The 26647-nt window shown below is 63.2% G+C and carries 27 protein-coding genes; 5 read left to right on the plus strand and 22 right to left on the minus strand.

Annotated elements, in window-relative coordinates:
* The 10 genes from cysT to AC07N6_RS19425 all read right to left on the minus strand — a co-directional run bounded on the left by cysT (position 1) and on the right by AC07N6_RS19425 (position 8930).
* Positions 1-891, minus strand: coding sequence for a sulfate ABC transporter permease subunit CysT (gene cysT / locus AC07N6_RS19380; protein WP_494783131.1), 891 nt, complete (start codon positions 889-891; stop codon positions 1-3).
* Between the two features lie 192 nt (positions 892-1083).
* Positions 1084-1686, minus strand: coding sequence for an RBBP9/YdeN family alpha/beta hydrolase (locus AC07N6_RS19385; protein WP_494783132.1), 603 nt, complete (start codon positions 1684-1686; stop codon positions 1084-1086).
* 56 nt (positions 1687-1742) lie between these two features.
* Positions 1743-2573, minus strand: coding sequence for an EAL domain-containing protein (locus tag AC07N6_RS19390; RefSeq protein ID WP_494783133.1), 831 nt, complete (start codon positions 2571-2573; stop codon positions 1743-1745).
* Between the two features lie 86 nt (positions 2574-2659).
* Complete coding sequence (locus AC07N6_RS19395) at positions 2660-2875, minus strand: TOBE domain-containing protein (protein ID WP_006464491.1); 216 nt, start codon at positions 2873-2875, stop codon at positions 2660-2662.
* Positions 2876-2964: 89 nt separating this feature from the next.
* Positions 2965-3804, minus strand: a complete 840-nt coding sequence (locus tag AC07N6_RS19400; RefSeq protein ID WP_494783134.1) for an ATP-binding cassette domain-containing protein — start codon at positions 3802-3804, stop codon at positions 2965-2967.
* A gap of 193 nt (positions 3805-3997) precedes the next feature.
* Positions 3998-4855, minus strand: a complete 858-nt coding sequence (ssuC, locus tag AC07N6_RS19405) for an aliphatic sulfonate ABC transporter permease SsuC (RefSeq protein WP_494783135.1) — start codon at positions 4853-4855, stop codon at positions 3998-4000.
* A 7-nt stretch (positions 4856-4862) separates the two neighbouring features.
* Complete coding sequence (gene ssuD / locus AC07N6_RS19410) at positions 4863-6029, minus strand: FMNH2-dependent alkanesulfonate monooxygenase (protein ID WP_494783136.1); 1167 nt, start codon at positions 6027-6029, stop codon at positions 4863-4865.
* A gap of 59 nt (positions 6030-6088) precedes the next feature.
* On the minus strand, positions 6089-7075 hold the full coding sequence (locus AC07N6_RS19415; protein ID WP_494783137.1) for a sulfonate ABC transporter substrate-binding protein: 987 nt from the start codon (positions 7073-7075) through the stop codon (positions 6089-6091).
* A gap of 120 nt (positions 7076-7195) precedes the next feature.
* Positions 7196-7786, minus strand: coding sequence for an NADPH-dependent FMN reductase (ssuE, locus tag AC07N6_RS19420; protein WP_494783138.1), 591 nt, complete (start codon positions 7784-7786; stop codon positions 7196-7198).
* A 127-nt stretch (positions 7787-7913) separates the two neighbouring features.
* On the minus strand, positions 7914-8930 hold the full coding sequence (locus AC07N6_RS19425) for a sulfate ABC transporter substrate-binding protein (protein WP_494783139.1): 1017 nt from the start codon (positions 8928-8930) through the stop codon (positions 7914-7916).
* Positions 8931-9359: 429 nt separating this feature from the next.
* Between AC07N6_RS19425 and AC07N6_RS19430 the strand changes: the two genes are divergently transcribed.
* On the plus strand, positions 9360-10145 hold the full coding sequence (locus AC07N6_RS19430; protein WP_494783140.1) for an IclR family transcriptional regulator: 786 nt from the start codon (positions 9360-9362) through the stop codon (positions 10143-10145).
* Positions 10146-10278: 133 nt separating this feature from the next.
* On the opposite strand, the gene pbpG is transcribed toward AC07N6_RS19430, so the two are convergent.
* Together pbpG and AC07N6_RS19440 are read right to left on the minus strand one after the other, a co-directional pair.
* Positions 10279-11391: a D-alanyl-D-alanine endopeptidase gene (gene pbpG / locus AC07N6_RS19435; protein WP_494783141.1), complete on the minus strand. Its 1113-nt coding sequence runs from the start codon at positions 11389-11391 to the stop codon at positions 10279-10281.
* 481 nt (positions 11392-11872) lie between these two features.
* Positions 11873-12634, minus strand: coding sequence for a class I SAM-dependent methyltransferase (locus AC07N6_RS19440; protein ID WP_494783142.1), 762 nt, complete (start codon positions 12632-12634; stop codon positions 11873-11875).
* 154 nt (positions 12635-12788) lie between these two features.
* Between AC07N6_RS19440 and AC07N6_RS19445 the strand changes: the two genes are divergently transcribed.
* A complete protein-coding gene (locus AC07N6_RS19445) occupies positions 12789-13610 on the plus strand; it encodes a helix-turn-helix transcriptional regulator (protein ID WP_494783143.1) in 822 nt (273 codons plus the stop codon).
* A 5-nt stretch (positions 13611-13615) separates the two neighbouring features.
* On the opposite strand, the gene AC07N6_RS19450 is transcribed toward AC07N6_RS19445, so the two are convergent.
* Entirely contained in the window at positions 13616-14515 is a 900-nt protein-coding gene (locus tag AC07N6_RS19450) for a DMT family transporter (RefSeq protein WP_494783144.1), read from the minus strand.
* A gap of 35 nt (positions 14516-14550) precedes the next feature.
* On the minus strand, positions 14551-15408 hold the full coding sequence (locus tag AC07N6_RS19455) for a histone deacetylase family protein (RefSeq protein WP_494783200.1): 858 nt from the start codon (positions 15406-15408) through the stop codon (positions 14551-14553).
* Between the two features lie 522 nt (positions 15409-15930).
* Between AC07N6_RS19455 and phaP the strand changes: the two genes are divergently transcribed.
* Positions 15931-16494, plus strand: a complete 564-nt coding sequence (phaP, locus tag AC07N6_RS19460) for a TIGR01841 family phasin (protein ID WP_494783145.1) — start codon at positions 15931-15933, stop codon at positions 16492-16494.
* Positions 16495-16951: 457 nt separating this feature from the next.
* Here phaP and AC07N6_RS19465 read toward each other — a convergent pair whose 3' ends face one another.
* From AC07N6_RS19465 to AC07N6_RS19485, 5 genes are all read right to left on the minus strand, one after another.
* Positions 16952-17758: a competence/damage-inducible protein A gene (locus AC07N6_RS19465; RefSeq protein ID WP_494783146.1), complete on the minus strand. Its 807-nt coding sequence runs from the start codon at positions 17756-17758 to the stop codon at positions 16952-16954.
* 110 nt (positions 17759-17868) lie between these two features.
* On the minus strand, positions 17869-18735 hold the full coding sequence (locus AC07N6_RS19470) for an EI24 domain-containing protein (protein WP_494783201.1): 867 nt from the start codon (positions 18733-18735) through the stop codon (positions 17869-17871).
* Complete coding sequence (locus tag AC07N6_RS19475) at positions 18735-19721, minus strand: sterol desaturase family protein (RefSeq protein WP_494783147.1); 987 nt, start codon at positions 19719-19721, stop codon at positions 18735-18737. The genes AC07N6_RS19470 and AC07N6_RS19475 overlap by 1 nt, the downstream gene beginning before the upstream one ends.
* A 48-nt stretch (positions 19722-19769) precedes the next feature.
* Positions 19770-20618, minus strand: a complete 849-nt coding sequence (locus AC07N6_RS19480; protein ID WP_494783148.1) for a polysaccharide deacetylase family protein — start codon at positions 20616-20618, stop codon at positions 19770-19772.
* A gap of 26 nt (positions 20619-20644) precedes the next feature.
* The gene (locus AC07N6_RS19485) at positions 20645-21628 is read right to left on the minus strand and encodes a YVTN family beta-propeller repeat protein (protein ID WP_494783149.1); all 984 of its coding nucleotides are present in this window, start codon (positions 21626-21628) and stop codon (positions 20645-20647) included.
* A 294-nt stretch (positions 21629-21922) separates the two neighbouring features.
* On the opposite strand from AC07N6_RS19485, the gene AC07N6_RS19490 reads away from it, so the two are divergent.
* Together AC07N6_RS19490 and AC07N6_RS19495 are read left to right on the plus strand one after the other, a co-directional pair.
* Positions 21923-22279: an FKBP-type peptidyl-prolyl cis-trans isomerase gene (locus tag AC07N6_RS19490; RefSeq protein ID WP_494783150.1), complete on the plus strand. Its 357-nt coding sequence runs from the start codon at positions 21923-21925 to the stop codon at positions 22277-22279.
* A 20-nt stretch (positions 22280-22299) separates the two neighbouring features.
* Positions 22300-22557, plus strand: a complete 258-nt coding sequence (locus AC07N6_RS19495) for an acyl-CoA-binding protein (RefSeq protein ID WP_494783151.1) — start codon at positions 22300-22302, stop codon at positions 22555-22557.
* Between the two features lie 101 nt (positions 22558-22658).
* On the opposite strand, the gene AC07N6_RS19500 is transcribed toward AC07N6_RS19495, so the two are convergent.
* From AC07N6_RS19500 to pncB, 3 genes are all read right to left on the minus strand, one after another.
* Positions 22659-23639, minus strand: coding sequence for a 2-hydroxyacid dehydrogenase (locus AC07N6_RS19500; protein ID WP_494783152.1), 981 nt, complete (start codon positions 23637-23639; stop codon positions 22659-22661).
* A gap of 221 nt (positions 23640-23860) precedes the next feature.
* Positions 23861-25189: a sodium:proton antiporter gene (locus tag AC07N6_RS19505; protein ID WP_494783153.1), complete on the minus strand. Its 1329-nt coding sequence runs from the start codon at positions 25187-25189 to the stop codon at positions 23861-23863.
* Positions 25190-25442: 253 nt separating this feature from the next.
* Positions 25443-26618: a nicotinate phosphoribosyltransferase gene (pncB, locus tag AC07N6_RS19510; protein ID WP_494783154.1), complete on the minus strand. Its 1176-nt coding sequence runs from the start codon at positions 26616-26618 to the stop codon at positions 25443-25445.
* Positions 26619-26647 lie beyond the last annotated feature (29 nt).

A 26647-nucleotide genomic window follows, 5' to 3' on the forward strand; every position in this document is an offset into this window, starting at 1 on the left:
TCAGGCCCTTTCCGCCTGGCCGCGCTTGCGGGTCCAGGCTTGCAACAGGTTGATGGTCAGCAGCAGCAGGAACGACACGATCAGCATCACCATCGCGATGGCCGTGGCGCCGGCGTAGTCGTACTGCTCCAGCTTGGTCACGATGAACAGCGGCGTGATCTCCGACACCATCGGCATGTTGCCGGCGATGAAGACCACCGAACCGTATTCGCCGGTGGCGCGCGCGAAGGCCAGTGCGAAGCCGGTCAACAGCGCCGGCAGCACCGTCGGGAAGATCACCCGCGTAAACGTCTGCCAGCGGTTGGCGCCCAGGCTGGCGGCGGCTTCTTCCAGCTCGCGCTCGGCCTCTTCCAGCACCGGCTGTACGGTACGCACCACGAACGGCAAGCCGATGAAGGTCAGCGCCACCAGCACGCCCAGCGGCGTGAACGCCACCTTGATGCCCAGCGGCGCCAGCAGGCTGCCCAGCCAGCCGTTCGGCGCATACAGCGTGGTCAGCGCGATGCCGGCCACGGCGGTCGGCAGCGCGAACGGCAGGTCGACCAGGGCGTCGATGATGCGCTTGCCCGGAAAGCGGTAACGCACCAGCACCCAGGCCACGATGCCGCCGAATATCACGTTGATCAACGCCCCCAGCAGCGAGGCGCCAAAGGTCAGGCGATAGGAAGCCATCACGCGCGGCGAAGTCACCGCTTGCACGAAGCCTTCCCAAGTCAGGGTGAAGGTCTTGAGGAAAATCGCGGACAGCGGGATCAGGACGATCAGCGCCAGATAGAAGATGGTGAAACCCACCGACAGGCGAAAGCCCGGTAGCACGCGCTTGGGCCGGGCGGGCCTGAAAGCCCCGCCCACAGCCTGCGGCGCCGGAATGGATACAGTTGAAGCGGTCATGGGGACGTTCTCTTTTTATTACAAATGCGACTATAGGGAGCCGATAATCGCACCCGATAGTTATAAAGAGAACGAAATTTTTCGCATTCCTTTAGATGAAAACCGCATAAAGACAAGGTGGCAGACAAGGAAATCCGCCAAGGGAATTGTAGTTACCACAAAGAAATTTTTATGCCGGAATAACGACGCAGATCACCAACCTGACGGCCTTGCCTGCCCCAGCAAACCCAGCAGCAATTCCTGCCCCGCCAGCCAGTCATCCAGGCCCGATTCGGCATTGATATGCCCCAACGCCCCGGCCTGATGGAAAGACGCGCCCCAGGTCTTGGCCCATTGCCGGGCCCGCGACGCGCTCATCCACGGATCGTTTTCGCTGCCGACCACCAGCGCGGGAAACCTCAGGCGATAGCTGACCTGGTCGCCGACCTCGAACTTGCCGGGATCGGCAGGCGCCACCAGCAGCGCCGCCGCGATAGGAAAGGCGGAACCGGCTTCAGCCTGCAGCGCGGCGGCGCAATGCACCGTGGCCAGGCAGCCGAAACTGTGCGCCACGATCACCGCCGGCCGCTCGGATTGCGCCAGCACCTCCCCCAGGCGCTGCGACCAGCGCGGCAGGTCGGGTTGGCTCCAATGAACTTGCTCGACGCGTTCGAAGGCCGGATAAAGCCGCTGCCAGCGTGATTGCCAATGCTCCGGCCCGCTGCCGTGCAGGCCGGGCGCCACCAGCACGCGATAATCGGCCAGCCGCGCCAAATGGGCGGGAACGATGGCGGGACGGGAAAACGATGTGCTCATGGAAGCCTCGCGCAAGGGTGCGGACATGGAGGTAGCGCTGTCCACTATAGTCCGGGTCAGGCCGCCTGCACACCTGCCCCTGGCGCCAGCAAACGCGCCCCCGGGGTATCCCACAAGTAACCTTGTGCATGGATGGGCTGGGCCAGCGCGCTACCATATTGCTCCAGCTTGTCGAACACCTCGCGGTTTTCAACGCGCTTGAAGAAGATGCGCACGCCCTGCTCCGCCGCGCGCAGCAGCAGCAGGCCGACGCTGTCGGGATCGGGCAGTTCGCGGGCATCGACCTTGATCAGGTCGGGCCGCACCTTGTCCAGCAGGCCCAGCGCCTCCAGCGGGCTGTTGGCCGAGACCCCGAGACGAAAACCGTTGCGGCGATAGTTGTCCAGCACATAGTTGAGCAGCCAGCGCTGGTTGGGGGTGACCACCGGCAGTTGCAGCACGATGCGCTCATGCGGCAGCTCCAGCACCGACAGGATGCGCCGGTAGGCGACGCCGTGGTTGTTGTTGACCGCCGCCAGCAGGCGCGCGTGCACCGACAGGTGCAGCTCGGGCGCATCGCCATCCGGGCCGGCCTGGCGGTAATAGTTGATCGCATGCAGCATGCGGCACAGCCGGTCCAGCTCCACCGACTCGTCATCGCTGGCGGCATGGTCGAGCAGCTTCCACAGATGCAGCCCGTCATCGAACTCGGAATAACTGCGCGCGAAAGCCTCGTACGCGATGATGCCGCCGTCGCCGAAAGCCCGCACCGGCTGGAAGGCCGACGTCAGCGAGGTGTTGAAATAGCGTCCGACCGCGCGCTGCTGCTCGTCCAACCATACTTTCGACGCGGTATGCGACGCATTGTTGAGGCGCTCCAGATAAGCGTCCAGTGCCTGAGATGTCATCCGGGCTGCTCCATGAAAAGATGCGCCGCTCCCGCTAAAGGAGCGGCATGCGGCGGCTGCCGGCCGCCGTTGAACCTTGGAACCTCTTACAGCTTGGCGATCGAGACTTCGGTCGCCTTCACCAGGGCGACGACTTCGCTGCCGATGGTCAGGCCCAGGTCTTTCACCGAACGGGTGGTGATGACCGAGGTGACGATGCCGGCCGGGGTTTCGACATCGACTTCGGACACGACCGAACCTTCGATGATGGCTTTGACTTTGCCCTTGAACTGGTTGCGTACGTTGATGGCTTGGATGGTCATGCTGTGCTCCTTGGTGGATGATGCGGCGCCGGCACCTGCCTCGCCGCGATGGTTGAAATTCGGTTGATATGCGGTTGATCAGATAACGCTTACACTGCCCACTGCACCTGCTGCACGCCGCGCGGCGCGAACAGTTCCAACGCTTGCCCGGCGGCCGGCTGCTCGCTGCCCGGATGGCGCAGCACACGCGCCAGAATCGCTTCTTCCAGCAGCGCGAACTGCGCCTGGCCGCGCGAACGCGGGCGCGCCAGCTCGATGCGCTGGTCCAGCGCGACATGCCCGTCTTCGATCAGCAGCACGCGGTCGGCCAGGGCAATCGCTTCCTGCACGTCGTGCGTGACCAGCAAGGCGGTGAAACCGCGCTCCTGCCAGATCGATTCGATCAGTTGCTGCATCTCGATGCGGGTCAAGGCATCCAGCGCGCCCAATGGCTCATCCAGCAGCAGCAGTTGCGGATCGTGCACCAGGGCGCGCGCCAGCGCCACGCGCTGCCGTTGCCCACCCGAGAGCACTGCCGGCCATTCGCCGGCGCGCTGCTCCAGACCGACCTGACGCAGCGACTGCAGGGCTTGCGGCGCGGCCTGCCTGGGCAAGCCCAGGGCCACGTTGGCCAGCACCCGCTTCCACGGCAACAGGCGCGAGTCCTGGAACATGATGCGGATCTCCGGATCGCCTTGGCCTTGCCCGTAGATCACCTCGCCCTGGCTGGCCTCGTCCAGTTGCGCCACCAGGCGCAACAGCGTGCTCTTGCCGCAGCCGCTGCGGCCGACGATGGCGACGAACTCGCCCGGCTCGATCGCGAGGTCGATGCCGTGCAGGACTTCGCGTCCGCCGAACGACTTCGACAAGGCCTGCAGGCGGATGCCGATGCCCCGGTTGCCGGCGGCGGTGCGGCTGACTGCTTGATTTTCCTGCGCATGGATATGCATCGGGTTCTCCTGTTGGTTCAACCTAGATCCGGCAGTTGAATGCATTCGCCGGCGCCGTGATCGGCGTGCCAGGCAAGGCGCGACGACGCGGCGCATGCATAGCGCTCTCACCACCGGAGAGAACTATATTGATACTGCCAAAGATTGTTTTCATGCTCATCCTCAGAAAATGGCAAGCGCTCGACTGCCGGGTCTAGGTTGATTGATAGCCCGGATGCCAGCGCAGCCAGAAGCGTTCCAGCGCACGCGCCGCGCTGTCGGCCAGCTTGCCCAGCAAGGCATAAAGCAGGATGCCCACCAGCACCACGTCGGTCTGCAGGAATTCGCGGGCGTTCATGGTCATGTAACCGATGCCGGCCTGGGCGGAAATGGTCTCGGCCACGATCAGCAGCACCCACACCAGCCCCAGCGCGAAACGCAGCCCGACCAGGATGGACGGCAAGGCGCCCGGCAAGATCACGTCGCGGTACAGCGCCCAGCCCGACAGGCCATAGCTCTTGGCCATCTCGATGAGCCCCTTGTCGACCGAACGGATGCCGTGGAAGGTATTGAGGTAGACCGGGAAGAACACGCCCACCGAGACCAGGAACAGCTTGGCCGTCTCGTCGATGCCGAACCACAGGATCACCAGCGGGATCAGCGCCAGCGCCGGAATGTTGCGCACCATCTGCAAGGTGGTGTCGAGCAGCAGTTCGGCCGAGCGCAGGCTGCCGGACAGCAGCCCCAGCACCAGGCCCAGCCCGGCGCCCACGGCAAAGCCGGAAGCCGCGCGGCCGCTGCTCACGGCCAGGTGGCGCCACAGTTCGCCGGACGCCGACAGGTTCCAGACCGCTTTAAGCACCGCCCACGGTTCGGGCAAGATGCGGCTGGACAGCCAGCCGGCCTGGGCCGCGATTTCCCACCAGGCCACCAGCGCCAGCGGCAGCAGCCAGCCTATCCAGCTACCGTTTTTCCAGCCCTGGCCTTTGCCGGCCTGGCTCTTTGATTTGCTCGCGCGTTCGGCCGGCACGCCGGCGGCATCGACCACGGAATTGGAGGTTGCGCTCGTCATGACCGCCTCAGCTCGCCGACACGCGCACCGGCGCGGACTTGGGCACTTCGGTATTGCCGACGATCTCGCCGAAGGGGCCGGTCAGGTTGAAGCCCGGCAGCCCTTCGCGCTGGTTGCGCGGCAGCAGCGGGAACACCAGTTCGGCGAACCGGTAAGACTCTTCCAGGTGCGGGTAACCGGACAGGATGAAGGTATCGATGCCAAGGTCGGCATATTCCTTCATGCGCGCCGCCACGGTCGGCCCATCGCCCACCAGTGCGGTGCCGGCGCCGCCGCGCACCAGGCCGACGCCGGCCCACAGGTTGGGGCTGACTTCCAGCTTGTCGCGGCGGCCGCCGTGCAGGGCCGCCATGCGGCGCTGCCCTTCGGAGTCCATGCGCGCGAAGTTGGCCTGCGCCTTGGCAATCGTTTCATCGTCGAGCCGGCTGATCAGCTCATCGGCGGCCTGCCATGCGGCTTCGTTGGTCTCGCGCACGATCACATGCAAGCGGATGCCGAAGCGCAATGTGCGGCCCGCCCTGGCAGCGCGTTCGCGCACGCTGGCGATCTTCTCGGCCACCGCCGCCGGCGGCTCGCCCCAGGTCAGGTAGACGTCGACCTGTTCTGCGGCGAGATCGATCGCCTCATCGGAAGAACCGCCGAAATACAGTGGCGGATAAGGTGTTTGCAGCGGCGGATAAAGCGCCTTGGCGCCTTTGACTTTAAGGTGCTTGCCGTCGAAATCGGTGGCGCCGCCGGTATGCGTCTTGGTCAGCACATCGCGCCAGATCTTCAGGAACTCGTCGGAGATTTCATAGCGCTCGGCATGGCTGCCGAACACGCCATCGCTCTCCTGCTCGACCGGATCGCCGCCGGTGACGACGTTGATCAGCAGGCGGCCGTTGGACAGGCGGTCGAAGGTGGCGGCCATGCGCGCCGACAGCGTCGGCGCGGTCAGGCCGGGACGCACCGCGATCAGGAATTTGAGGCGGCGGGTAGCGTCGATCAAACTGGCGGCGGCCACCCAGGCGTCCTCGCAGGAACGCCCGGTGGGCAGCAGCACGCCGTCGTAACCCAGCGTGTCGGCCGCCACCGCGACCTGTTTCATGTAGTCGTGGCTGACCGGACGCGCGCCCTCGGAGGTGCCGAGGTAGCGGCTGTCGCCGTGGGTGGGGATAAACCAGAATACGTTCATGCGGGACTCCTGTGAGGCGGACCTGCGCCGCCTCGCGTTGTTTATTTCATTGATTGCGTTTATTTCAATACGGCGTCGCTGACCTTGAGCGGCTTGGGGATCAGCTTGAGTTCGAAGAAGGCGTCGGCGATCTTCTGCTGCTCGGCCAGCACGCCGGCATCGACCGGTTTGAAAATGTGGGCGTAGCGCTTCAGCCCGGTTTCGATGATGTCGGCATCCAGGCCCTGGATCGGCGCCAACTGGGCCGCGGCTTGCGCGGTATTGGCGCGCACCCACTGGCCTTCACGGGTAATTTCTTCCAGCAGGATCTTTTCTATCTGCGGATTCTTCGCGGCGAAGGCGCGCGCGCTCAGGAAGAACTGGTGGTGGTTCACCGCGCCCACGCCGCTGGCCAGGCGACGCGCGCCCACTTGCTTCTCGGCGGCGGCCTGGAACGGATCCCAGATGGCCCAGGCATCGATGGCGCCTTTCTCGAAGGCGGCGCGGGCGTCAGCCGGCGCCAGGTAGACCGGCTGGATGTCGCTATAAGCCAGGCCGGCCTTCTTCAGCAGCGCCACCACCAGCCAGTGCACGTCGGAGCCCTTGTTGAAGGCGACTTTCTTGCCCTTCAGTTCGGCCACGCTTTTAATCGGCGAGTTCCTGGGCACCAGCAAGCCCTCGGCGTCAGGCGTCGGGATCTCATACGCGGTGTAGACAAAATCGGCGCCGGCGGCTTGCGCGAACACCGGCGGCGCTTCGCCGACATAGCCGAAGTCGACCGAGCCGACATTCAAGGCTTCCAGCAATTGCGGGCCGGCGGCGAATTCAGCCCATTTCACTTCCACGCCCAGCGGCTGCAGGCGTTTTTCCAGCGTGCCGTGCGTCTTCAACAGCACCAGCGTATTGGCGGCCTTCTGGTAGCCGATGCGCAGCACTTTGGCTTCCTGCGCCTGCGCGCTCGTCACGGCGCCGGCGGCAATCGCCAGCGCCCCCAACGTGGCGGCCGACAAACGCGCCAGGGCGGCGCGGCGTTGCTTGGATGTGTTCTTGTCGCTATAGGCTTTCAAGGATGCTCTCCAGTTCTTGGGCGTGCAGGCGGCCTTCCGCCGCACCAGCCGGTTGTTTTATCGGGTCAAGGATTGCCGCGGCCGCTTCGCCGCCTGCTGCCGGCGCGCCTCAGGCGCCGCTCAAATGCTACATCGCACTTGCGAGAACGGGACTTCGCGGAACTCCTGCGGCGCCGCCTTGTGCAGCGCCAGGAGGCTGGCCGAGAGCTGCGCCACGCCTTCTTCCACGCGCGCGGCGATGGGGGCATCGAGGGTCAGCCCGCCTTCCTCGCTCCAGGTGACCTGGGCTTCGGTGGCGTAAATACTGGGCAACACATGCTTGGGATTGAGCGAGGACAGCACCGGACGCAACGCATAGTCCAGCGCCAGCATGTGCGACTGGCTGCCGCCGGTGGCCAGTGGCAGCACCAGCTTGTCGGTCAGGCCGAACTGCGGCAGCAGGTCGAGAAAGGCTTTCAGGATGCCGCTGTAGGCGGCCTTGTAGACCGGCGTGGCGATCACGACCGCGGTGGCCTCTTCCACCGTCGACAGCGCGGCCTTGATCTGGGCATCGTTCCAGTCGGCGCGCAGGATGGCCTGGCCCGGCAGGTCGCGCACTTCCAGGCGCGCGTAACGATGGCCGAGCTGCACCAGCTTATCGCCGACGTGGTTCAACAGGCGGGTGGAACGGGATGGCGCCGAGGGGCTTCCGGCCAGCAACAGGATGGTCATGTCGGTCTGCTTTACTTGCTTTCTTGCTTCGATAGTCAGGCGCATCGCCTGCTTGTACCAGCTACTTGTTTAGCTGCTTGTGTTGGCTGCAGGCCGGCTCAGGCGGCCTGCATGACTTGCGGTCAAATCACTTCTTGCTCGGCGCGTACAGTTGGTCGAAGGTGCCGCCATCGGCGAAGTGGGTCTTCTGGGCCTTCTGCCAGCCGCCAAAATCCTTGTCGATGGTGACCAGGTTCAGCTTGGGGAACTGCGACGCATACTTGGCGGCGATCTTCGGGTCGATCGGGCGGTAGTAGTTCTTGGCGATGATTTCCTGGCCCTCTTCCGAGTACAGGTGCTTCAGGTACTCTTCGGCCACCTTGCGGGTGCCGCGACGGTCCGCCACCTTGTCGACCAACGCCACCGGCGGCTCGGTCAGGATGGAAATCGACGGCGCGACGATGTCGAACTTGTCCGGGCCCCATTCCTTGAGCGAGATCAGCGCTTCGTTTTCCCACGCCAGCAGGACGTCGCCGATGCCGCGCTCGACGAAGGTGATGGTGGCGCCGCGGGCGCCGGAATCCAGCACCGGCACGTTCTTGAACAGCTTGCCGATGTACTCGCGCGCGGCGGCGTCATTGCCGCCCTTCTTTTGCGCGTAGGCCCATGCCGCCAGGTAGTTCCAGCGGGCGCCGCCGGAAGTCTTGGGGTTGGGCGTGATGACCGAAACGCCCGGCTTGATCAGGTCATCCCAGTCCTTGATCTGCTTGGGGTTGCCCTTGCGCACCAGGAACACGATGGTCGAGGTATAGGGCGAGCTGTTGTGCGGCAGGCGCTTTTGCCAGTCGGCCGGCAGCAGCTTGGCCTTTTCCGAGATTTCATCGATGTCGTAGGCCAGCGCCAGGGTCACCACGTCGGCATCGATGCCGTCGATCACCGAACGCCCCTGCTTGCCGGAACCGCCGTGCGAAGCCTTGATGGTGAGGTTGTCGCCGCTCTTTTCCTTCCAGTATTTGGAAAAGGCCTTGTTATAGTCGGCATAGAGTTCGCGCGTCGGGTCGTAAGAGACGTTGAGCAACGAGATGTCGGCCGCCTGGGCCACATGTGCAACCTGCGCCAGCACCAGTGCGGCCGCAATCGTCTTGATGATGTTCTTGAGCTTCATATCCGTTCCCAATGAGTGTTGTCTTCATGCGTTTTTGTTTGGAGAGCACAGGTTAATGAGCGCCCTTACAAAAAAGAACGAATACTTTCTTCTCTAGTTATGCAAAAAACAGATATGCAAGATCAGGAGCGCTGAATAAAGAGCGGCGTCTTTATATCAAAACGGATAGCAAGCGCAGACGATGATGATGATGTCAGACTGGAAACCCTTCGCCGTTGCGGCGTTTGATGCAATACCTCATCGGGAGGACAGCGGATGCAGGCCAAAGCGGAGAGTGAGCGAACGTTGGTGCCGGACCGGCCTGGCCCAGAGCAGATGCCTCCTGCGGGACAACAGGCTAGTGAATCGCCCACATAAAAGCACGACCGAACTTTTTGTTGTTTTCACAATGTGGTATAACTGTCCTATTGCAACGCATCAGACTGCACCATGAAAAAAGAAGCGGCAGGCGAGACGGACAACATTTCCATCCAGGTCATCGAGCGCATGGTGTCGCTGCTCGACGCGCTGGCGGCCTATCCCGATCCGGTCAGCCTCAAGGAGCTGTCCGCCGCCACCAAGCTGCATCCATCGACGGCCCACCGCATCCTCAACGACCTGGTGGTCAAGCGTTTCGTCGACCGCGTGGAACCGGGCACCTACCGCCTGGGCATGCGCCTGCTGGAGCTGGGCAATATCGTCAAGAGCCGCCTGTCGGTGCGCGAAGCCGCGCTCGATTTTATGCGCGCCCTGCACCGCAAGACCCACCAGACCATCAACCTGTCGGTGCGCCAGAGCGACGAGATCGTCTACATCGACCGTTCCTTCTCCGAGCGCTCCGGCATGCAGGTGGTGCGCGCCATCGGCGGGCGCGCGCCGCTGCACCTGACCTCGACCGGCAAGCTGTTCCTGTCGGTGGACGATCCCAAGGCGGTGCGCGCCTATGCGACCCGCACCGGGCTGGCCGGCCACAACAAGAATTCGATTACCGATCTCTCCAAGCTGGAGCGCGAATTGTCCATGGTGCGCGCGCTCGGCTATGCGCGCGACAACGAGGAGCTGGAATTGGGCGTGCGCTGCATGGCCGCCGGCATTTGCGACGACTCCGGCAAGCTGGTGGCGGGACTGTCGATTTCGGCGCCGGCCGATCGCTTGCAGGAGGAATGGGTGGAAGACCTGGTCAGCACGGCCAACCAGATTTCCTCGGCATTGGGATTCGACAGCAGCCGGGGTTGAACCTGAGGGAAACAATCCTTTCGCCGCGCCCCTCATCCAGCACGCAGGCATAAATCACGCAGGCATAAAAAAAGCGAACCATTTTCGGTTCGCTTTTTCGTTGGCGCCCGGGCGCCGGCGGCAAGACCCGGGATCACCCCTGGTCGGCACGCACCATCTTCACCCGGGTCAGGTTCTTCGGCGCATCTTCCACCAGCCACTTGCGCATGCGGGTGGCGTCGCCCACGTGCGACAGGCGTCCCTTGGAGTCGAGGAACACCATCACGATGGGACGGCCTTCGATGCGGGTCAGCATCACCAGGCAGTGGCCCGCTTCGTTGATGAAGCCGGTCTTTTGTAGGCCGATGTCCCAGTCCTTGCTCGACGTCAGCCGGTTGGAGCTGTTGTACTGCAGCGCGTGGCCGCTCGGTTCGACCATGTATTTGGAATCGGTCGAGTACTGGCGGATCACCGGATATTGGTAAGCCGCCACGACCAGCTTGGCCAGGTCGCGCGCGCTGGCGACGTTCTGGCTGGACAGGCCGGTCGAATCGACATAATGGGTATCCTGCATGCCCAGCGAACGGGCCTTGGCGTTCATCGCCGCCACGAAGGCCGGCAGGCCGCCCGGGTAGTTGCGGCCGAGCGCGGAAGCGGCACGGTTTTCCGAACTCATCAGGGCGATGTGCAGCATGTCGTCGCGGCTCAGTTGCGCGCCCACGCGCAAGCGCGAGCTGCTGTGCTTTTCGCGGTCGACGTCGTCGTCGGTGACGCTGAGCACTTCTTCCATGTTCATGTGCGCTTCCACCACGACCAAGGCGGTCATCAGCTTGGTGACCGAGGCGATCGGCAGCGCTACGCTGGAATTCTTTTCAAACAAGACCTGCGAACTGGCCTGGTCGATCACCAGCGCCACGTTGGAACGCAGCGCCAGCGGGTCCTGCGTCATGTTCAGGCCGGCCAGGTCGCCGGCGGTCATGACCGGAGGCACGGCCGGGATCGACGGCGCAGCCGATACGCGCTGGTAGCTCACATGGCGGCGGCCCTTGACCGTGGTGACCTTGCGCACCAGCTTCTCGCGGTTGTTCAGCGAGCCTTTGGCGACAGTTTTGGTGGTCGTTACCGTGCGTTTGGCGACCACTTTTTTGGGAGCGGCCTTCTTGACGACGGTTTTTTTGGTGGCAGCGGTTGTCTGGGCATGGGCGGGAGCCAGACCAGCGTGGATGAATATTAACGTTGTAAAAATGGCCAGCGCTGATTTGAACATAGGTGGATCTCCCCCCAAATTAACCCGGATAATACATAAGAGAAACGTTGGCAGTGTAGCAAAAAGCAGAAATTTCGCAAGAGAATTAAGTAGTTAGCGTCGATAATTAAACGACTTTCTACTTATCGCCGGGCCCCTCTCCCCTGAGCAGCCCCATGTTTTTCTGATGGTTACGGCGAATTTACAACGATTCCTTGCGTCCCTTTGACTGCGGATTTGCCAGCACCAGCGCAAAAACCGACACATGATACCAGCGTAAAACTGCACCGGGCCAGCAAAAAGGCGGATGGACAGCGCGCCACATGCCTGTTTTGGGAAAAGCGGCGCGTCGCTTGCAAGCACGCCATGCCATCATCGTCCGGGATGGCAGGAATAACGGCAAAGGAGGCGGCGCCGTTGACCGCAAACGCAAGGAAACCCCACGCCCGCTCGGGCAAGCTCATCCCTGGGGGATGGGCGCGGGCAACGCGCCGGATCGGGATCAGGGCTTGCGCGCCTCCAGCATGGCGACATCGATCGAAAATGAATAGGCGCCATCCAGCGCGAAATAGTCTTTCACCTCTTGCGGCGCGCTGTCCCACAGCGCCTTGATGGCGGTGACATTGTCGGCCGGCGTGCGCATGCGCGCCACCCAGCTGTCGAATTCCAGGCGCAGCTTCCAGGTCTTGTCCGATGCGATCGCAAAACCCGCCTGCCCGAGCAGCTTGCGCCACGAATTCAGGCTGATGTTGCGTACGTGCGATGTGTCGCGCAGCAGCTCGATGGCCTGTACATAGGTATCGGCCAGCACGTCGGCCGGCGCGGCCGTATCGATGGCGATGAAGCGGCCGCCCGGCTTGAGCACGCGCAGCACCTCGCGCAGGGCCTGCGGCACGTTGCGCCAGTGGTGCACGCTGAAGCGGGTGCACACGAGGTCGAAACTGGCGTCGGGAAAGTCGAGCCGGTCGGCGCTGCCCTGGCGCACGGCCAGATTGTCCAACCCGCGCTCTTGCGCGGCCGTGGCGACCACCTCCAGCATTTGCGCCGACAAGTCGTAGGCGATCACCTTTTGCGCCACCGGCGCCACCGCGAAGCTCGCGTGGCCGCCGCCGCAGCCCAGGTCCAGCACGCGCGCATCAGCAATGGCGGCGGCGATTTGCGCCAGCTCCTGCAGGTCTGCGCCCTGCGCGTGAACCGCGCTGGTGAGATAGGCGGCGGCGGTGGATCCGAATTGTTCTGTCACGACTTCTTGATGGCTACGCATTTGCTTGGCTCCTGTTGTTGCGGTGGTGGGATGAGATGAGCCAGTCTAGACTTTTTTTATCCTGTTACAAGTTGGGCATTTATACTATTACTGAAAGCAATAGTTTCGCCGCTGCGCAACAATCCTTCCACGCCTTCATTGACCGCAAACCCGCATGGATAACGACCTGGCCAGACGCCGCGCCCTCGGCGCCTTCATCAAGACCCAACGCGAACAAACGCCGCCTGCGCAAGCCGGCCTGCCGCAACTGTCGCTGGGCGGACGGCGCCGCACGCCCGGCCTGCGGCGCGAAGAAGTGGCCCAGTTGTGCGGCATCAGCGTGACCTGGTACACCTGGATCGAACAGGGCCGCACCGACTCGGTGTCGCCGCAGGCGCTGTCGCGCCTGGCCGAAGCGCTGCACCTGCCGCGCGCCAAGCGCGCCTACCTGTTCGAACTGGCGGGGAAAAAGGATCCGGTCTTGCCGGAGCATGGCGACGAATCGGTGATCGCCCCCGAGATACTGGAGGTGGTGCGCAATGTCCGCGCGCCCGCTTATCTGATGGACCGCTACTGGAACGCGGTCGCCTGGAACCCGGCGGCGCGCAAGCTGTTCACCGGCTGGCTCGATACCCGCGCGGGCAACCGCAACCTGCTGCACTTCATGTTCTGCACGGAACAGGCGCGCCAGTTGACCGCAGACTGGGAACAGCGCGCGCGCCGCGTGGTGGCCGAGTTCCGCGCCGATTGCGCGCAGTTGCTGGACGACCCGCAGATAGCGGCGATGGTGGAGGAACTGTCGGCCCGCAACGCGCTTTTCAAGCGCGCCTGGCGCCTGCAGGACGTGGTCGAACGCGAAGGCGGGGAACGCCGCTTCCACCATCCGCAGCTGGGCGAGCTGAGCTATCGCCAGGTCAACTTCCGCGTGGCCAACCGGCCGGACCTGAAACTGGTGACGCTGATGCCGCTGATGGCAGACAGCGCCGGCGCCGACTGACGCCCCTACTTGCGCACCACGAAGGCAACCCCGATCACGCCGATCAGCATGCCCAGCGCACCGATCAGGCTGAAGGCTTCGCCGAACATCAGCCAGGCCATCACGGCGGTGGTCGGCGGCGTCAGGTACAGCAGGCTGGTCACGCTGGTGGCGGCGCTGCGGCGGATCAGCGCGAACAGCAGGAAGATGGCGCCGATCGACAACGCCAATATCGACCACAGCAAGGCGCCGACGAATTGCGGCGTCCACGACACCTGGCTAAGCCGCCAGTCCAGCCCCTCGATGGCGATGGCGAACGGCAGCACCACCAGCGCCGAGGCCAGGAACTGGATCGCGGTGCCGGTACGCAGATCGAAATGGGAACAGTAGCGTTTCTGGTACAGGGTCCCCGCCGTGATGCAGACCAGCGCGAACAGGCACAGCGCGATGCTGGCGCCCGACAGCCCGATCAGCGAAATCTTGTTGGCGACCACCAGCCCGACCCCGCACAGCCCCAGCAGCAGCCCCAGCCATTGCCGCTTGCGCACCGACTCGCCCAGCAAGGGCGCGGCGAACGCGGTGAGGATCGGTTGCAGTCCGACGATGAGCGCCGACAATCCCGCCGGCATGCCGATCTTGATCGCGCACCACACCCCCGCCAGGTAACCCGCCTGCAGCAGCACGCCCGCCACCGCCACATGGCGGATGCGGCCGTGCGGCCAGGGCGCGCGGGACAACCACACCAGCGGCAACAGCACCGCCAGCACGCCGACAAAACGCAGCAACAGAAAGGTCAGCGGCGGCGCGTATGGCAAGCCGAATTTGGCCACGATAAAGCCGGTGCTCCAGATCAATACGAACACCAGGGGAACCAGGCTCAGCAAGACCTGCTTTTGCCGGCTGCTGCCGGCGGCGGAGTGCATCATTTCTTCTTCCAGGATCGGCGCGCCTATGCGCGGTCTCAGTCGCCGCGTCCATTGTTCCAGTCAATGGCATGGAGCTTGGCGAGTTTTATCGTTTGTATGTGGACGGCCACTGTCTGTTCTATGTCTCGGCCGTAACCGCCCGCCATCGTAACCGCAACCGGGATTTTGTGCAGGCGGGCGAACGAAAACACCGCCTGGTCGCGCGCCGCCAAGCCCGCCATGCTCAACTTCATCTTGCCGAGCCGGTCGCCCTCGTGGGGATCGGCGCCGGCCAGGAAGATCAGCAACTGCGGCGCGAAATGCGCCTGCAGCTTGTCCAGCGCCGCCGCCAGCGCGGCCAGATAGTCGTCATCCCCCACCCCGTCCGGCAAGGCCACGTCGAGGTCGCTGCGCTCCTTCTCGAAGGGGTAGTTGTTTTCCCCGTGCAGGGAGAGCGTAAACACCGAATCGTCGCGCGCCAGAATGGAGGCCGTGCCGTTGCCCTGATGGACATCGAGATCGACGATGGCCACGCGCGAGGCGCGCCGTTCGGCTTGCATCAGCCGTGCGGCGATGGCCGAGTCGTTGAACACGCAAAAGCCGGCGCCGCGGTCGGCATAGGCATGGTGGGTACCGCCGGCCAGGTTGACCGCAATGCCCTCGCTGAAGGCGGCGCGACAAGCGGCAATGGTGGCGCCGGACGAACGGCGCGAGCGCTCCACCATCTGCGGCGTCCAGGGAAAACCGATATCGCGCTGCTCGGCGGCGCTCAGCTCGCCGCGACTGGCGCGCGCGACGTAATCGGGATGGTGGGCCAATGCCAGTTCGCCGTCAGAAGCCGGCAGGGCTTCATGAAACTCCAGCCCCGGCACCGCCCGCGCCGCACCTTCGCGGATCATGCGGTACTTGATCATGGGGAAGCGGTGGCCGGGCGGCAATGGCAGTACGAAATGGTCGCTGTAGAAAGCTTTCAAACCGGATTTCCAGGAAACAGTTTGGACGGAAAAGGCAAAGGAAAAAGCAAAGGCGCAAGGAACGCAAGGGAAGCCAAGCCACGGATGCGTCAATGACGCGATGCAGGATGGTAGCACCTCCGCCGTTGAGCAAATGCCTCCGGAGCGAGCAAAAAATGAAGCCAAATCACTCAAATCTTTGGCATTTGAATCTAATTATTTTGATCAATTCCTGACTGGTAACACCACTGAAGAAACGTAAGTCATCACACGTCAAAAATCATGTTTCTCATGGCATGAAAGTCATTGACTTTGTGTCTTTTTAAACTAGAATCGTTTTGTGCAACGCATCATATTCAAATAAGAAATTACATCGGAGATCCCTTCCCCTCAGTTCAGATCGGTCCGTAAGCAATCACTGTAGTCAGAGTCCTTTAGTCACAGCCCTTTTCATCAACCCATCACACCAAAGGATGTACCAACATGACCACCTACACCGAGCAATTTTCTGCCGCAGCCAAAGCCAATGTCGAAGCACAGATCGCACTGTTCAGCCAATTGGCGAGCAAGACCTTTGAAGGCGTGGAGAAATTGGTGGATCTGAACCTGAAAGCGACAAAATCTTCACTGGAAGAAGGCCAGGCCACCGCGCAAAAGTTGTTTGCGGCCAAGGATCCGCAAGAGTTCTTCTCCTTGTCCACGGCCCAGGCCCAGCCGACGGTCGAAAAATCCGTCGCCTACGGCCGCCACCTGAGCAGCATCTTCTCCAGCACCCAGGCCGAACTGACCAAGACCGCCGAGGCCCAGATCGCGGAAGCCAACCGCAAAGTCATCTCGCTGATCGACGAAGCGGCCAAGAACGCGCCGGCCGGCTCCGAGCAAGCCGTTTCCCTGCTCAAAGCGACGATCGGCAATCTCAATGCCGGCTATGAGCAGTTCACCAAAAGCGCCAAGCAAGCCGCCGAAGTGATCGAAGCCAACGTCACCAATGCCGTAGACCAGTTGTCGCAGACCACCGCCAAGGCAACCAAGGCAAGCAGGAAATAAGCATGGCAAGCGGGCACTGGCGCCCACGCATGCAACAACTGTTGCGCCGGCGCTGCAAAAACGCGAGCCAGGCAAGAAGTTTTTGTCTATGATGAAGTTTGGCCGGTTCGCTTTTCAGTTCTTCCGTTCAATGTTCGCAGTTGGCCCCCCAGGCGCATCGCCTGCGGCAAAGCTGCATGCCGTGGCCCGGGGATGGCCGAAACGGCAAACCAATCGATTCCGCATGCATGCCCACAGGCGGCAGTAACACAGGCAGCAGTAAATGGCCCTCGCAGCAAACCGTCGCCGGGCCGGCGTGAAAAGATTGTCTCCTCGGTATCCGATCCTCCTACGATACCGTTAAATGCCTCGGCGCCGCCGGGGCATTTTTTTGTCCGGGATCGGGCTGCGTTCCCATGCGAAACGGCCGGAAAATCGAACGCCCCCGAATGGGAGCGCCAATGACTTGCCCAGGCGCCTAGTTATTCAACTGAAATTCGGCCTTCAACTGGCGCAAGCCCTCTTGCATCTTCTCGAACGCAGGCTCGACCTGTTGCGGGTCGCCCTTGACGCCCAGGTCGATATGGCGGCGCGTCTTCTCGTCGCCCACGTGCGGCAGGCTGAACACCTTGACCAGCGGGAATTGCGTCTCGATCAGCTCCATCAGCGGCGTCAGCGTCGATTCGGCCGACTCGAACACCAGCATCGACCGTTCGGCCCAGGCGCGGCGATGGAACAGGTCGGCGTAATTGCTCTCCAGCACCCATTCGAACATCGGCCAGGCCATCACCGGAAAGCCGGGAGCAAAATAATGCGCCCCTTCGCCGCTGGTGTTGCGCACCGAGAACCCGGGAATCTTGTTGTAAGGATTGGGAATGATGGAGGCGCCCTGCGGGAATTCGCCCATCTTCAGGCGGTGCAGGTTTTCCGGCGCGTCGTAGTCGGGCCCGATGCCGGTTTCACGCGACATGTCGGCGATGCGCTCCTGGATCTTTTCCTTCGCTTCCGGATGCAGGACCAGCGGCACGCCCAAGGCCGCCGCCACGCATTGGCGCGTGTGATCGTCCGGCGTGGCGCCGATGCCGCCGGTGCAAAACACGATGTCGCGGGCGGCAAGCGTGCGCTTCAAGGTGGCCGTGATGCGTTCCGGCTCGTCGCCCACGTATTCCGCCCAGCCCAATTGCAGGCCGCGCTCCGACAACAGTTCGAGCACCTTGGGGAAATGCTTGTCGATGCGGCGGCCGGAAAGGATTTCGTCGCCGATGATGATGAGTCCGAATGCCATGAGTCCGCTCTGCCAATGGGGTTGATCAAACTCCGGGGATTATGCCCGATTCCCCCGATGCACGCCGATGCACGCCGACGCGGACCGGCATCGGGAAATGCATGCGCCGCTCAGCGCGGCCCGGCATCGATGATGTCCGCCGCCGGCCGGATCAGGTCATCGCCGCCCGGATCATCCGGCGGCTGGCCGCTGCGATAGCGCTGCAATGCTTCCAGGCAGTAGTACTGGAACCACAGGCCGGTGAACACGAACACCAGCACATACAGCCAGATCGCGCCGGCAGCCAGCAGCGGAAAGAAGATCACCGACAACGCCCCGCCCAGCCACAACAGCGTGGGCGCCGCGCCCATGGCGCCGGCGATGGTGCCGATCACCAGCAACGGCCAGCGGTGCAGGCGCAACACTGCGCGGCGCTCGTCGGCGCTGGCGTAGTCGGCCAGGGTATCGTAAGCCATCACGCGATAGGTCAGCCAGCCCCATAGCAAGGGGTGGACGACGAAGGCCAGCGGCGGGATCAGCGACACCGGCAACGTCACCAGCCAGCCGACCACGAACACCGCGAAACACCACAGCGAAGTCCACAGGCTGCCCCACCAGCTGCCGCCCCGGCGCAGTTCCAGTTGCGGGTAATGGCGGGCGCCGATATGGCGAGCGATGGCGGGAATGGTAAACAGGCCGACGAAGACCAGCGCCGTCAAAATCATCAGCGGCAGCAGCGCCCACATCGCCAGCATGGGCACGATCACCGTCTTGAGGGTGCCCATGCCGAACCAGCTCAGCACGCTGCCGGCGATGCCGAACATGCTGTGGACGACGAAGTAATCCTGCAGCCAGTCGATCATCGGCTGCAGCGCCAGCCACAGGCCGACCGCCCAGATGCCGACCGAGAACACGAACGGCAGCACCGTCAGCAGCAGCATGCGGATGTGCAACTGCGACAGCAGCGCGCGTCCGAAGGAGGACAGCAGCAGCCGCATCAGCGCGCCTTCCTGCGCGAGAACTCGACCAGGCGCTTGATGCCCAGCCATTGCTGCATCCAGAAGCCGCGTCCGTAGTCGCGACCTTTCCCGGCGGGCGGCGGCAACTGGTCGCGCACGCCGGTATGGGCAAAACCCTCGCCGAAATGCGCGGTGCGGAACAACATGTCCCACACCGGAAACAGCACGGCGAAATTATGCCCGCCCAGCGAGTTGCGGCCGTGGCTTTCGTGGCCGATGCCGATGGCGTGGTGCAGCCGGTGAAAACGCGGCGACACCAGCAGGCGGTCGCCGATGCGGCCGAAATGGATGCGCACGTTGGCATGCTGCAGGCTTTGCAGCATGCGCGACAGCGACACCAGCAGGATGTATTGCGAAGGTTCGACGCCGATCAGCAGCGCCACCAGGCCGAGGAAGATATCGTGCACCAGGTCGTCCAGCACATGGTTGCGGTCGTCGCTCCACAGGTTCATGTTCTGCTGGCTGTGGTGCAGGCTATGCAGCGCCCACATCCAGCGTACGTTGTGCTGGGCCCAGTGATACGCGTATTCGCACAGGTCCAGCACCACCAGGTAGAGCAGGAAGCTGACCAGCGCGCGGTCGGTCACGCCCGGCCAGATCTGGTCGAGGTTGAAGGTGCCCCAGCCCTCCAGGTGCAGCATCTCGGCCGCGTACGACAGCGTCGGGTCAAGCAGCAGGAAGGCGAGGATGGGGATCACGCCCAGGCGCTGCAGCACGGTGTAGATGAAATCGTTCCAGCGCGCGTAAGGGTCGGTGATCTTGTGCACCGGGATCATCGATTCCAGCGGACGCAGGATGAGAAAGAGGATCACCAGCTCGCAGATGCCGACCAGCACCCACTCGGTGCCGGTGAAGGCTTCTTCGACGAACTCCCCCATGCCGATGAAAAACACCAGCGGCTGCACGATGGTTTCGAACAGCCAGCCCTGGACGGCGGCAAAAAGGTCTGTAATGGTCTGGATCATGAGTCTGTCTTATACGATAGGTATCGTGCCCGGCGGCCCCCGTTTCGATCAGGGACGCCGTGGCGCGTTCCCCGCCCCGGCAAACAAATGCCGGTAAGCCGGATGGTCGCGCAGCGTGGCAAAGCAAAATCCCTTCTGCTCCAGCCCGGTGATCAGCGGTTCCAGCACGGCCGGCGCCCAGGCATCCCGGCGCGACCAGATGCCCATGTGCGCCAGGAAGATATCGCCATCCTTCAGGCCGTTCAAGGCCTTCTTCAGCAGCATCTCATTGGGAAACTTGTCGCTGGGCAGTTCATCGCCGGAAAAACCGGCCGGCGCCCATGCCACGTGCGCATAGCCGCAAGCCTGGCCGGCCTTGAGCAGATTCGGCGTGAGCTTGCCGCCCGGCGCCCGCCACAGCGGATCGAGCTTGCGGCCGGTCAGCGCCTCGAAGCGCTTGTCCACGCGCTGCATTTCTTCGCAGTACTGCGCCGGCGTCCACTGCTCTTTGCGGCCGGCCTGGGCGCCGAACTGCGGGCGCACTTCGATTTTACCGTCCGGCAAGTCGCGCACCACGTAGACATGGTCGAAGGTATGCGTGCCGAAAGCATGCCCCTCTTCGGCCAGGCGCTTCCAGAGCGGTTGCCAGCCGGGATCCAGGGAATAGTCGCCGTGGATGGTCTTCTCGTTGGCCAGGAAAAAGGTGGCCTTGATATGGTGGCGCAGCAGCGTCTGTTCGATCAGTTCGGCCTGCGACTGGCTGCCGGTATCGAAGGTCAGGTAAATCGTGCCCTTGCAAGCGGCGGCCGTGGCCGATGCCTGGGTCGCTTGCTGCGCTTGTGCCAAGGCCTGGCCGGCCGCCAGCATGGCGCCCAGGACCAGGCCATTGAGTTGTCTTTTGGAAAAAGAATATTTCATCGAGCCGCCGCACTCAGGCCATGCGCTCAGACATCGGGCGCACGGTTATACAGGTAGATGCCATGCGGCGAGCGTCCGACCGGGATCACCTTGGTGACCGAACGGCTGGCCAGGTCGATCACCGCCACCTTCTTGATCCAGCGCAGGGTAACCCACATGGTCTTGCCGTCGTCGGTCACTTCCATACAGTCGGGGCCGCCCGGCACCTTGATGACGCCGATGTTTTCCAGCGTCTGCATGTCGATCACATTGATGCTGTTGGCGACGCGGTTGGAGACATAGACAAAGCGCTTGTCGCCCTGGGCGCGGAAGTTGTGGGCGCCGGCGCCGGTCTTGATCTGCTTGACCAGTTTCTGGGTGCGCCAGTCGATCACCTGCACATAATCGCTGCCCATGATGCCCACCAGCAGGTATTTGTTGTCGGGCGTCATCATGATGCCGGCCGGCAGCTTGCCGACCGGGAGGGTCCATTTCACCTGCTGGGTGGCCAGGTCGATGGCGCTGACCTGGTCGCTGCCCTGCTGGGTGATGAAGGCGGTGGTGCTGCCGCTGTCGAAGGCGATGTGGCTGGGCGTCCTGGCCAGCGGAATGCGCTTGGACAGCTTGAGGTTGGTGCCGTCATAGCTGTAGACGTCGACGCGGTCCAGGCGCAGGCCGGTGGCCACGAACCATTTCTGGTCCGGCGAGAAACCGATCTGGTAAGGGTCGACGATGTCGCGCAGGCGGCGCTGGACTTCACCGGTCTTGGGATCGAGGAACAGCAACTGGTTGCCGGTGGCGCTGGCGACGATCAGGGACTTGTTGTCCGGCGTGGCCATCAGGTGGTGCGGCTCCTTGCCGACCGAAAAGGTGGAGATTTCCTTGTGGGTGGTCTGGTCCAGCAGCGAAACCGAAGCATCGCCCGAATTGAGCACCACGACCACGTTGGCCTGGGCGGAAGCCGCCAGGATGGCCGAAAGGCATGCTGCGCGGAGAAAAACAGAAAAAAGTTGACTAAATCGACGCAGCATGACGAACTTTACACAAAAAAGCCTGATCTCATCGTGCCGGAACCTGTTCCGGCTCTCGGAGAGAGCAGGAACAGGTTCCCAAGACACGTCCCGCCACCTTAACGCATGCAAATGCGATCCGGCTGACAGCGGGCTGACGCATTCCGAAAAAAATCCCGGTTTTGGTTTACACTGCCAGCCGTTCCGGTCGACTCCCGCAGCCGGGGCGGCTGGCAGCCCCCACCAGACCAAGGAAAAAGGGCTGCCCGCCCCGACCGAATCGACCGCAATCCCCTCCATCCAGAAAGGAACACGATGTCTACAGTCACCACAGCTTCCGGGCTGCAATACGAAGAAATCACAGCCGGTTCGGGCGATGAAGCCAAGGCCGGCAGCCACGTCACCGTGCACTACACCGGCTGGCTGCAAAATGCCGACGGCAGCGCCGGCAGCAAATTCGACTCCAGCAAGGACCGCAACGACCCGTTCGCGTTCCCGCTGGGCGCCGGCCACGTGATCAAGGGCTGGGACGAAGGCGTGCAAGGCATGAAGGTCGGCGGCGTGCGCAAGCTGACCATCCCGGCCGACCTGGGCTATGGCGCGCGCGGCGCGGGCGGCGTGATCCCTCCCAACGCCACGCTGATCTTCGAAGTCGAACTGCTGGCCGTCTGAGCGGCCCGGAGGAGACGACGATGAGCACCCTGCAAGAGCAATTCGAAGCCGCTGTCGCGCAGTCCAAGAGCCTGCCCGAACGCCCCGACAACATGACGCTGCTGAAGATGTACGGCCTGTACAAGCAAGGCAGCAACGGCGACGTGAGCGGCGAACGCCCCGGCATGACCGACTTCGTGGCGCGCGCCAAATACGATGCGTGGGCTGCGGTCAAGGGCACGGCGCAAGCCGATGCGCAGCAGCAATATATCGACCTGTTCAATGACTTGAAGGGTTGATCGCCTCCTGCCCTTTGGGCGGAATGCGGCAAAGCAAACAAAACGGGCGCGCCTGCCATGCAAGCGCGCCCGTTTTCCATGCCGATCCGATTCAATGCATATCAGGCCTTGGCGACCTCCGGATTGAGCAGGTTGGGCGGCGTCTGCCCCGACAAGGCGGCGATCAGGTTGTCCGCCGCGCAATTGGCCATGGCCAGGCGGGTCGGCGTCGATGCGCTGGCGATATGGGGCGTGAGCACCACGTTGGTCAACGACAGGAATTCCGGCTTGAAGGCCGGTTCGTTCTCGAACACGTCGACGCCGGCGGCGGCGATGCGCCCGGCGCGCAGCGCGTCGATCAGCGCGACATCGTCGACGATGCCGCCGCGGGCGATATTGGTCAGCGTCGCGGTCGGCTTCATCAGCGCCAGCTCCGTCGCGCCGATGGTGTGGTGGGTTTCCCTGGAATACGGCAGCACCAGCACCACATGGTCGGCGCGTTTCAACAGTTCTTCCTTGCCGACATATTGCGCGTTGTTGGCATGCGCTTCCTGCTCGGGCTTCAGGCGCGAGCGGTTGTGGTACAGCACCTGCATGTCGAATCCCAGCGAACGGCGCGCAATGGCCTGGCCGATGCGGCCCATGCCGATGATGCCCAGCGTCGCGCCATGCACATCGGGGCCGACGAAGCTGTCGTAGCTCCACTTCTTCCATTGGCCGGCACGCAGGAAATGCTCGGACTCGGTGATGCGGCGCGCGGTCGCCATCATCAGCGCCCAGCCGAAGTCGGCGGTGGTTTCATTGAGCACGTCGGGCGTATTGGTCGCCATCACGCCGGCCTGGGTGGCGGCGGCGATGTCGATGTTGTTGTAGCCCACCGCCATGTTGCACACGGCCTTCAACTGCGGATTGGCGGCGAACAGCGCGGCCGTCGCCGGCTCGCTGGGCGTGGTGAACAAGCCATCTTTGCCCCTGGCCTTGGCCAGCAGTTCGTCGGCGCTGAAGATGCGGTCTTCCTGGTTCGATTCGACATCGAAATGCTGCTCCAGGCGCGCCAGGACTTCAGGGAAAATGGCGCGGGATACGAAGATCTTTTGTTTCATTGCTGTCTCTCTGCTTGTTCGTGGTGGTTCAGCCCGCTGCGGATGGCATGCCGGGCCCTAAGAACCTGTTTACGATCCCGTCCGAGCTTGCTCAAATACCCTTTCAGGCGCTCTGCGGCGTTGCAAAGCCTCGCCGGGCCACCGGCCCGGCTACGTTTTGCGCCTTGCAGCCCATCCTGAAATGGCATTCGATCAACTCCCGGCGAGATCATCAACAGGTTCTAAATGAAAAAGATAAAGGTCATGACGACAAACAACGGCACCAGGATGCCGCAAGACCACGCCATGTAGCCGAAGAAGGATGGCATGCGGATGCCGCGCTCTTCGGCGATGGCCTTGACCATCATATTGGGCGCATTGCCGATGTAGCTGTTGGCGCCCATGAAGACGGCCCCCGCGGAAATCGCCGTCAGCGTCGACGCCATCGCCCCCATCAGCTCGCGCGCATCGCCGGAAGCGGTGTTGAAGAACACCAGGTAGGTCGGCGCGTTGTCGAGAAAGGACGAGAGCAAACCCGTCATCCAGAAATACATGGCGTCGTTGGGCCGGCCGTCGGGGCCGGTCACCGCGCGCACCACCGCCGCGAAGGCGCCCTGCTCGCCGGCGCGCAGCATGGCGATGACCGGCACGATGGTCAGGAAGATGGCGGCGAACAGCTTGGCCACCTCCAGCATCGGCCCCCAGCTGAATTCGTTGCCGGCGCGGGCCGCCGCCGGCGTCAGTTTCAGCGACAGCAAGATCACCACGACCAGCGCCACATCGCGCGCCAGGTTCTGCCATTCCAGCGGCGTGCCCAGCACCTCGAAGGCCACGCCCGGCGCCCAGATCCCGCTCATGAGCACCAGCGCCACGATGACGGCCAGCAGCACGAAATTGAACTTGCCTTCGAAGCGCAGCGGCGAATCGGGCGTCGGATCGGAACCGGCCGGCTTGCGCTCCTCCCGCTTCAGGAAGTAATGGCGATCAAGGAAGTAAAAGATGACCAGCAGCGCCACGCACAGCAAAGCCATCTGCGGGAAAACATGGCGCGCAGTCCAGAAAAAATCGACGCCCTTGAGGAAACCCAGGAACAGCGGCGGGTCGCCCAGCGGCGTGAGCGAACCGCCGGCATTGGCCACCAGGAAGATGAAGAACACGATCACATGCACCACATGCCTGCGATTGTCATTGGCGCGGATCAGCGGCCGGATCAGCAGCATCGCGGCGCCGGTGGTGCCCATCACGCTGGCCAGCAGCGTGCCCAATGCAAGCAGCCCGGTATTGAGCGCGGGGGTGCCGTGCAGGTTGCCGCGCACGCAGATGCCGCCGGCCACGGCGAACAAGGCGGTCAACAGGATGATGAAGGGAAGATACTCGGCCAGCAGTGCATGCATTGTCACCGCCAGCGCCGCATGCGCGCCCGCCGCGGCGGCGAAAGGCAGCAAGAAGGCCAGCGCCCAGCCGGCCGCGATCTTGCCGAAATGGTGGTGCCACAATGCCGGCGCCAACAGCGGCAGCAATGCGATCGACAGCAGCACGCCGGCAAACGGCAATGCCCAGGCGACGGACATGGCGGCGCCGTTTAGTTCAGCGGCGAACGTCAACGATGGCGTGGCGAAAGCGGCAGCGGCGATCGCAAAGGCTCTGGTCTGCAAATATCGTCCCGGCAGTGTGGTGAACAGGTTCTGACGCCGGGTCGGACGGATTCGACCGCAACCGGCGGAGCCACACTATAGCAGCCGAACCGATGGCTGCGGGCGAACCGGGGCAGGATCAAAAAACTTTCAAGTGTGCTTGCCGATGCGGCGGATGCCCTCCCCGGTTTCAGCCCTTGATCTCGAACACCTGCCGCAGGTAATTCACATAGGCCAGGTCGTCGCACATGTTCTTGGAAGGCGTATCGGACAGCTTGGCGACCGGCTGGTCGTTGCAGCGGACCATTTTCATGACCACCTGCAGCGGCGTGTAACCGAGGTCGTTGGTGAGGTTGGTGCCAACGCCGAAGGCCACCCGCGCACGGTCCTTGAAGCGCAGGTAGAGCGCGCGCACCTTGTCGAAATCCAGGCTGTCGGAAAACACCAGCACCTTGCCGGCGGGGTCGACGCGGTTGTCGCGGTAGTGCTGGATCAGGCGCTCGCCCCATTCGAACGGGTCGCCCGAATCGTGGCGGGCGCCGTCGAAGAGCTTGCAGAAATACATGTCGTAGTCGCGCAGGAAAGCGTCCATGCCATACACGTCGGACAGCGTGATGCCGAGGTCGCCGCGGTATTCGCGCGCCCATATCTCGAAGGCGAAGGTCTGCGAGTCGCGCAGGCGCGGGCCCAACGCCTGGCAGGCTTGCAGGTACTCATGCGCCATGGTGCCCAGCGGCGTCAAGTCGTGCTGCATGGCGAACATGACGTTGGAGGTGCCGGCGAAGTGGGTGCCCATGGTCTGCTTCATCTCGGCGATGACTTCGGCATGCCAGCTGCGCGAAAAGCGGCGGCGCGTGCCGTAGTCGGCGATGTTGCAGCCGGCCAGTTCGCCATCGTCGGTGATCAGCGCGATCTTCTTGCGCAGGCGCTCGCGGCCTTCGGCCAAATCGGGCGAGCGCTGGGTGCTGCGGAAATAGACTTCGTTGACGATCGCCAGCACCGGCACTTCGAACATGATGGTGTGCAGCCACGGCCCCTTGACGCTGATCTCGATCTCGCCGTTGCCGGACGCGGCCGGCTGCACCGTGATGTATTTCTCGTTGAGGTGGAACAGATCGAGGAAATCGACGAAGTCGCTCTTGATGAAACGCAGGCTGCGCAGGTAGCCCAGCTCCTCTTCCTTGAAGCGCAGCCGGCACATGGCGGCGATCTCGGCGCGGATCTCGTCGACGTAGGGGGTCAGGTCGACGCCTTCGTTGCGGCACTTGAAACGGTACTCGACCTGGGCGCCGGGAAAATGATGCAGCACCACCTGCATCATCGTGAATTTGTACAGGTCGGTATCGAGTAAGGAAGTGATGATCATGAAATTCCGATGCGGCCGCGACCGCATGC

This window comes from Herbaspirillum sp. GW821-FHT09A12 (assembly GCF_059418325.1).

Excerpts from the sequence above, each read along its gene's own strand:
- cysT (WP_494783131.1), bottom strand. The coding sequence starts at position 891 with ATGACCGCTTCAACTGTATCCATTCCGGCGCCGCAGGCTGTGGGCGGG.
- AC07N6_RS19385 (WP_494783132.1), bottom strand. The coding sequence starts at position 1,686 with ATGAGCACATCGTTTTCCCGTCCCGCCATCGTTCCCGCCCATTTGGCG.
- AC07N6_RS19390 (WP_494783133.1), bottom strand. The coding sequence starts at position 2,573 with ATGACATCTCAGGCACTGGACGCTTATCTGGAGCGCCTCAACAATGCG.
- AC07N6_RS19395 (WP_006464491.1), bottom strand. The coding sequence starts at position 2,875 with ATGACCATCCAAGCCATCAACGTACGCAACCAGTTCAAGGGCAAAGTC.
- AC07N6_RS19400 (WP_494783134.1), bottom strand. The coding sequence starts at position 3,804 with ATGCATATCCATGCGCAGGAAAATCAAGCAGTCAGCCGCACCGCCGCC.
- ssuC (WP_494783135.1), bottom strand. The coding sequence starts at position 4,855 with ATGACGAGCGCAACCTCCAATTCCGTGGTCGATGCCGCCGGCGTGCCG.
- ssuD (WP_494783136.1), bottom strand. The coding sequence starts at position 6,029 with ATGAACGTATTCTGGTTTATCCCCACCCACGGCGACAGCCGCTACCTC.
- ssuE (WP_494783138.1), bottom strand. The coding sequence starts at position 7,786 with ATGACCATCCTGTTGCTGGCCGGAAGCCCCTCGGCGCCATCCCGTTCC.
- AC07N6_RS19425 (WP_494783139.1), bottom strand. The coding sequence starts at position 8,930 with ATGAAGCTCAAGAACATCATCAAGACGATTGCGGCCGCACTGGTGCTG.
- AC07N6_RS19430 (WP_494783140.1), top strand. The coding sequence starts at position 9,360 with ATGAAAAAAGAAGCGGCAGGCGAGACGGACAACATTTCCATCCAGGTC.
- pbpG (WP_494783141.1), bottom strand. The coding sequence starts at position 11,391 with ATGTTCAAATCAGCGCTGGCCATTTTTACAACGTTAATATTCATCCAC.
- AC07N6_RS19440 (WP_494783142.1), bottom strand. The coding sequence starts at position 12,634 with ATGCGTAGCCATCAAGAAGTCGTGACAGAACAATTCGGATCCACCGCC.
- AC07N6_RS19445 (WP_494783143.1), top strand. The coding sequence starts at position 12,789 with ATGGATAACGACCTGGCCAGACGCCGCGCCCTCGGCGCCTTCATCAAG.
- AC07N6_RS19450 (WP_494783144.1), bottom strand. The coding sequence starts at position 14,515 with ATGATGCACTCCGCCGCCGGCAGCAGCCGGCAAAAGCAGGTCTTGCTG.
- AC07N6_RS19455 (WP_494783200.1), bottom strand. The coding sequence starts at position 15,408 with ATGATCAAGTACCGCATGATCCGCGAAGGTGCGGCGCGGGCGGTGCCG.
- phaP (WP_494783145.1), top strand. The coding sequence starts at position 15,931 with ATGACCACCTACACCGAGCAATTTTCTGCCGCAGCCAAAGCCAATGTC.
- AC07N6_RS19465 (WP_494783146.1), bottom strand. The coding sequence starts at position 17,758 with ATGGCATTCGGACTCATCATCATCGGCGACGAAATCCTTTCCGGCCGC.
- AC07N6_RS19470 (WP_494783201.1), bottom strand. The coding sequence starts at position 18,735 with ATGCGGCTGCTGCTGTCCTCCTTCGGACGCGCGCTGCTGTCGCAGTTG.
- AC07N6_RS19475 (WP_494783147.1), bottom strand. The coding sequence starts at position 19,721 with ATGATCCAGACCATTACAGACCTTTTTGCCGCCGTCCAGGGCTGGCTG.
- AC07N6_RS19480 (WP_494783148.1), bottom strand. The coding sequence starts at position 20,618 with ATGAAATATTCTTTTTCCAAAAGACAACTCAATGGCCTGGTCCTGGGC.
- AC07N6_RS19485 (WP_494783149.1), bottom strand. The coding sequence starts at position 21,628 with ATGCTGCGTCGATTTAGTCAACTTTTTTCTGTTTTTCTCCGCGCAGCA.
- AC07N6_RS19490 (WP_494783150.1), top strand. The coding sequence starts at position 21,923 with ATGTCTACAGTCACCACAGCTTCCGGGCTGCAATACGAAGAAATCACA.
- AC07N6_RS19495 (WP_494783151.1), top strand. The coding sequence starts at position 22,300 with ATGAGCACCCTGCAAGAGCAATTCGAAGCCGCTGTCGCGCAGTCCAAG.
- AC07N6_RS19500 (WP_494783152.1), bottom strand. The coding sequence starts at position 23,639 with ATGAAACAAAAGATCTTCGTATCCCGCGCCATTTTCCCTGAAGTCCTG.
- AC07N6_RS19505 (WP_494783153.1), bottom strand. The coding sequence starts at position 25,189 with ATGTCCGTCGCCTGGGCATTGCCGTTTGCCGGCGTGCTGCTGTCGATC.
- pncB (WP_494783154.1), bottom strand. The coding sequence starts at position 26,618 with ATGATCATCACTTCCTTACTCGATACCGACCTGTACAAATTCACGATG.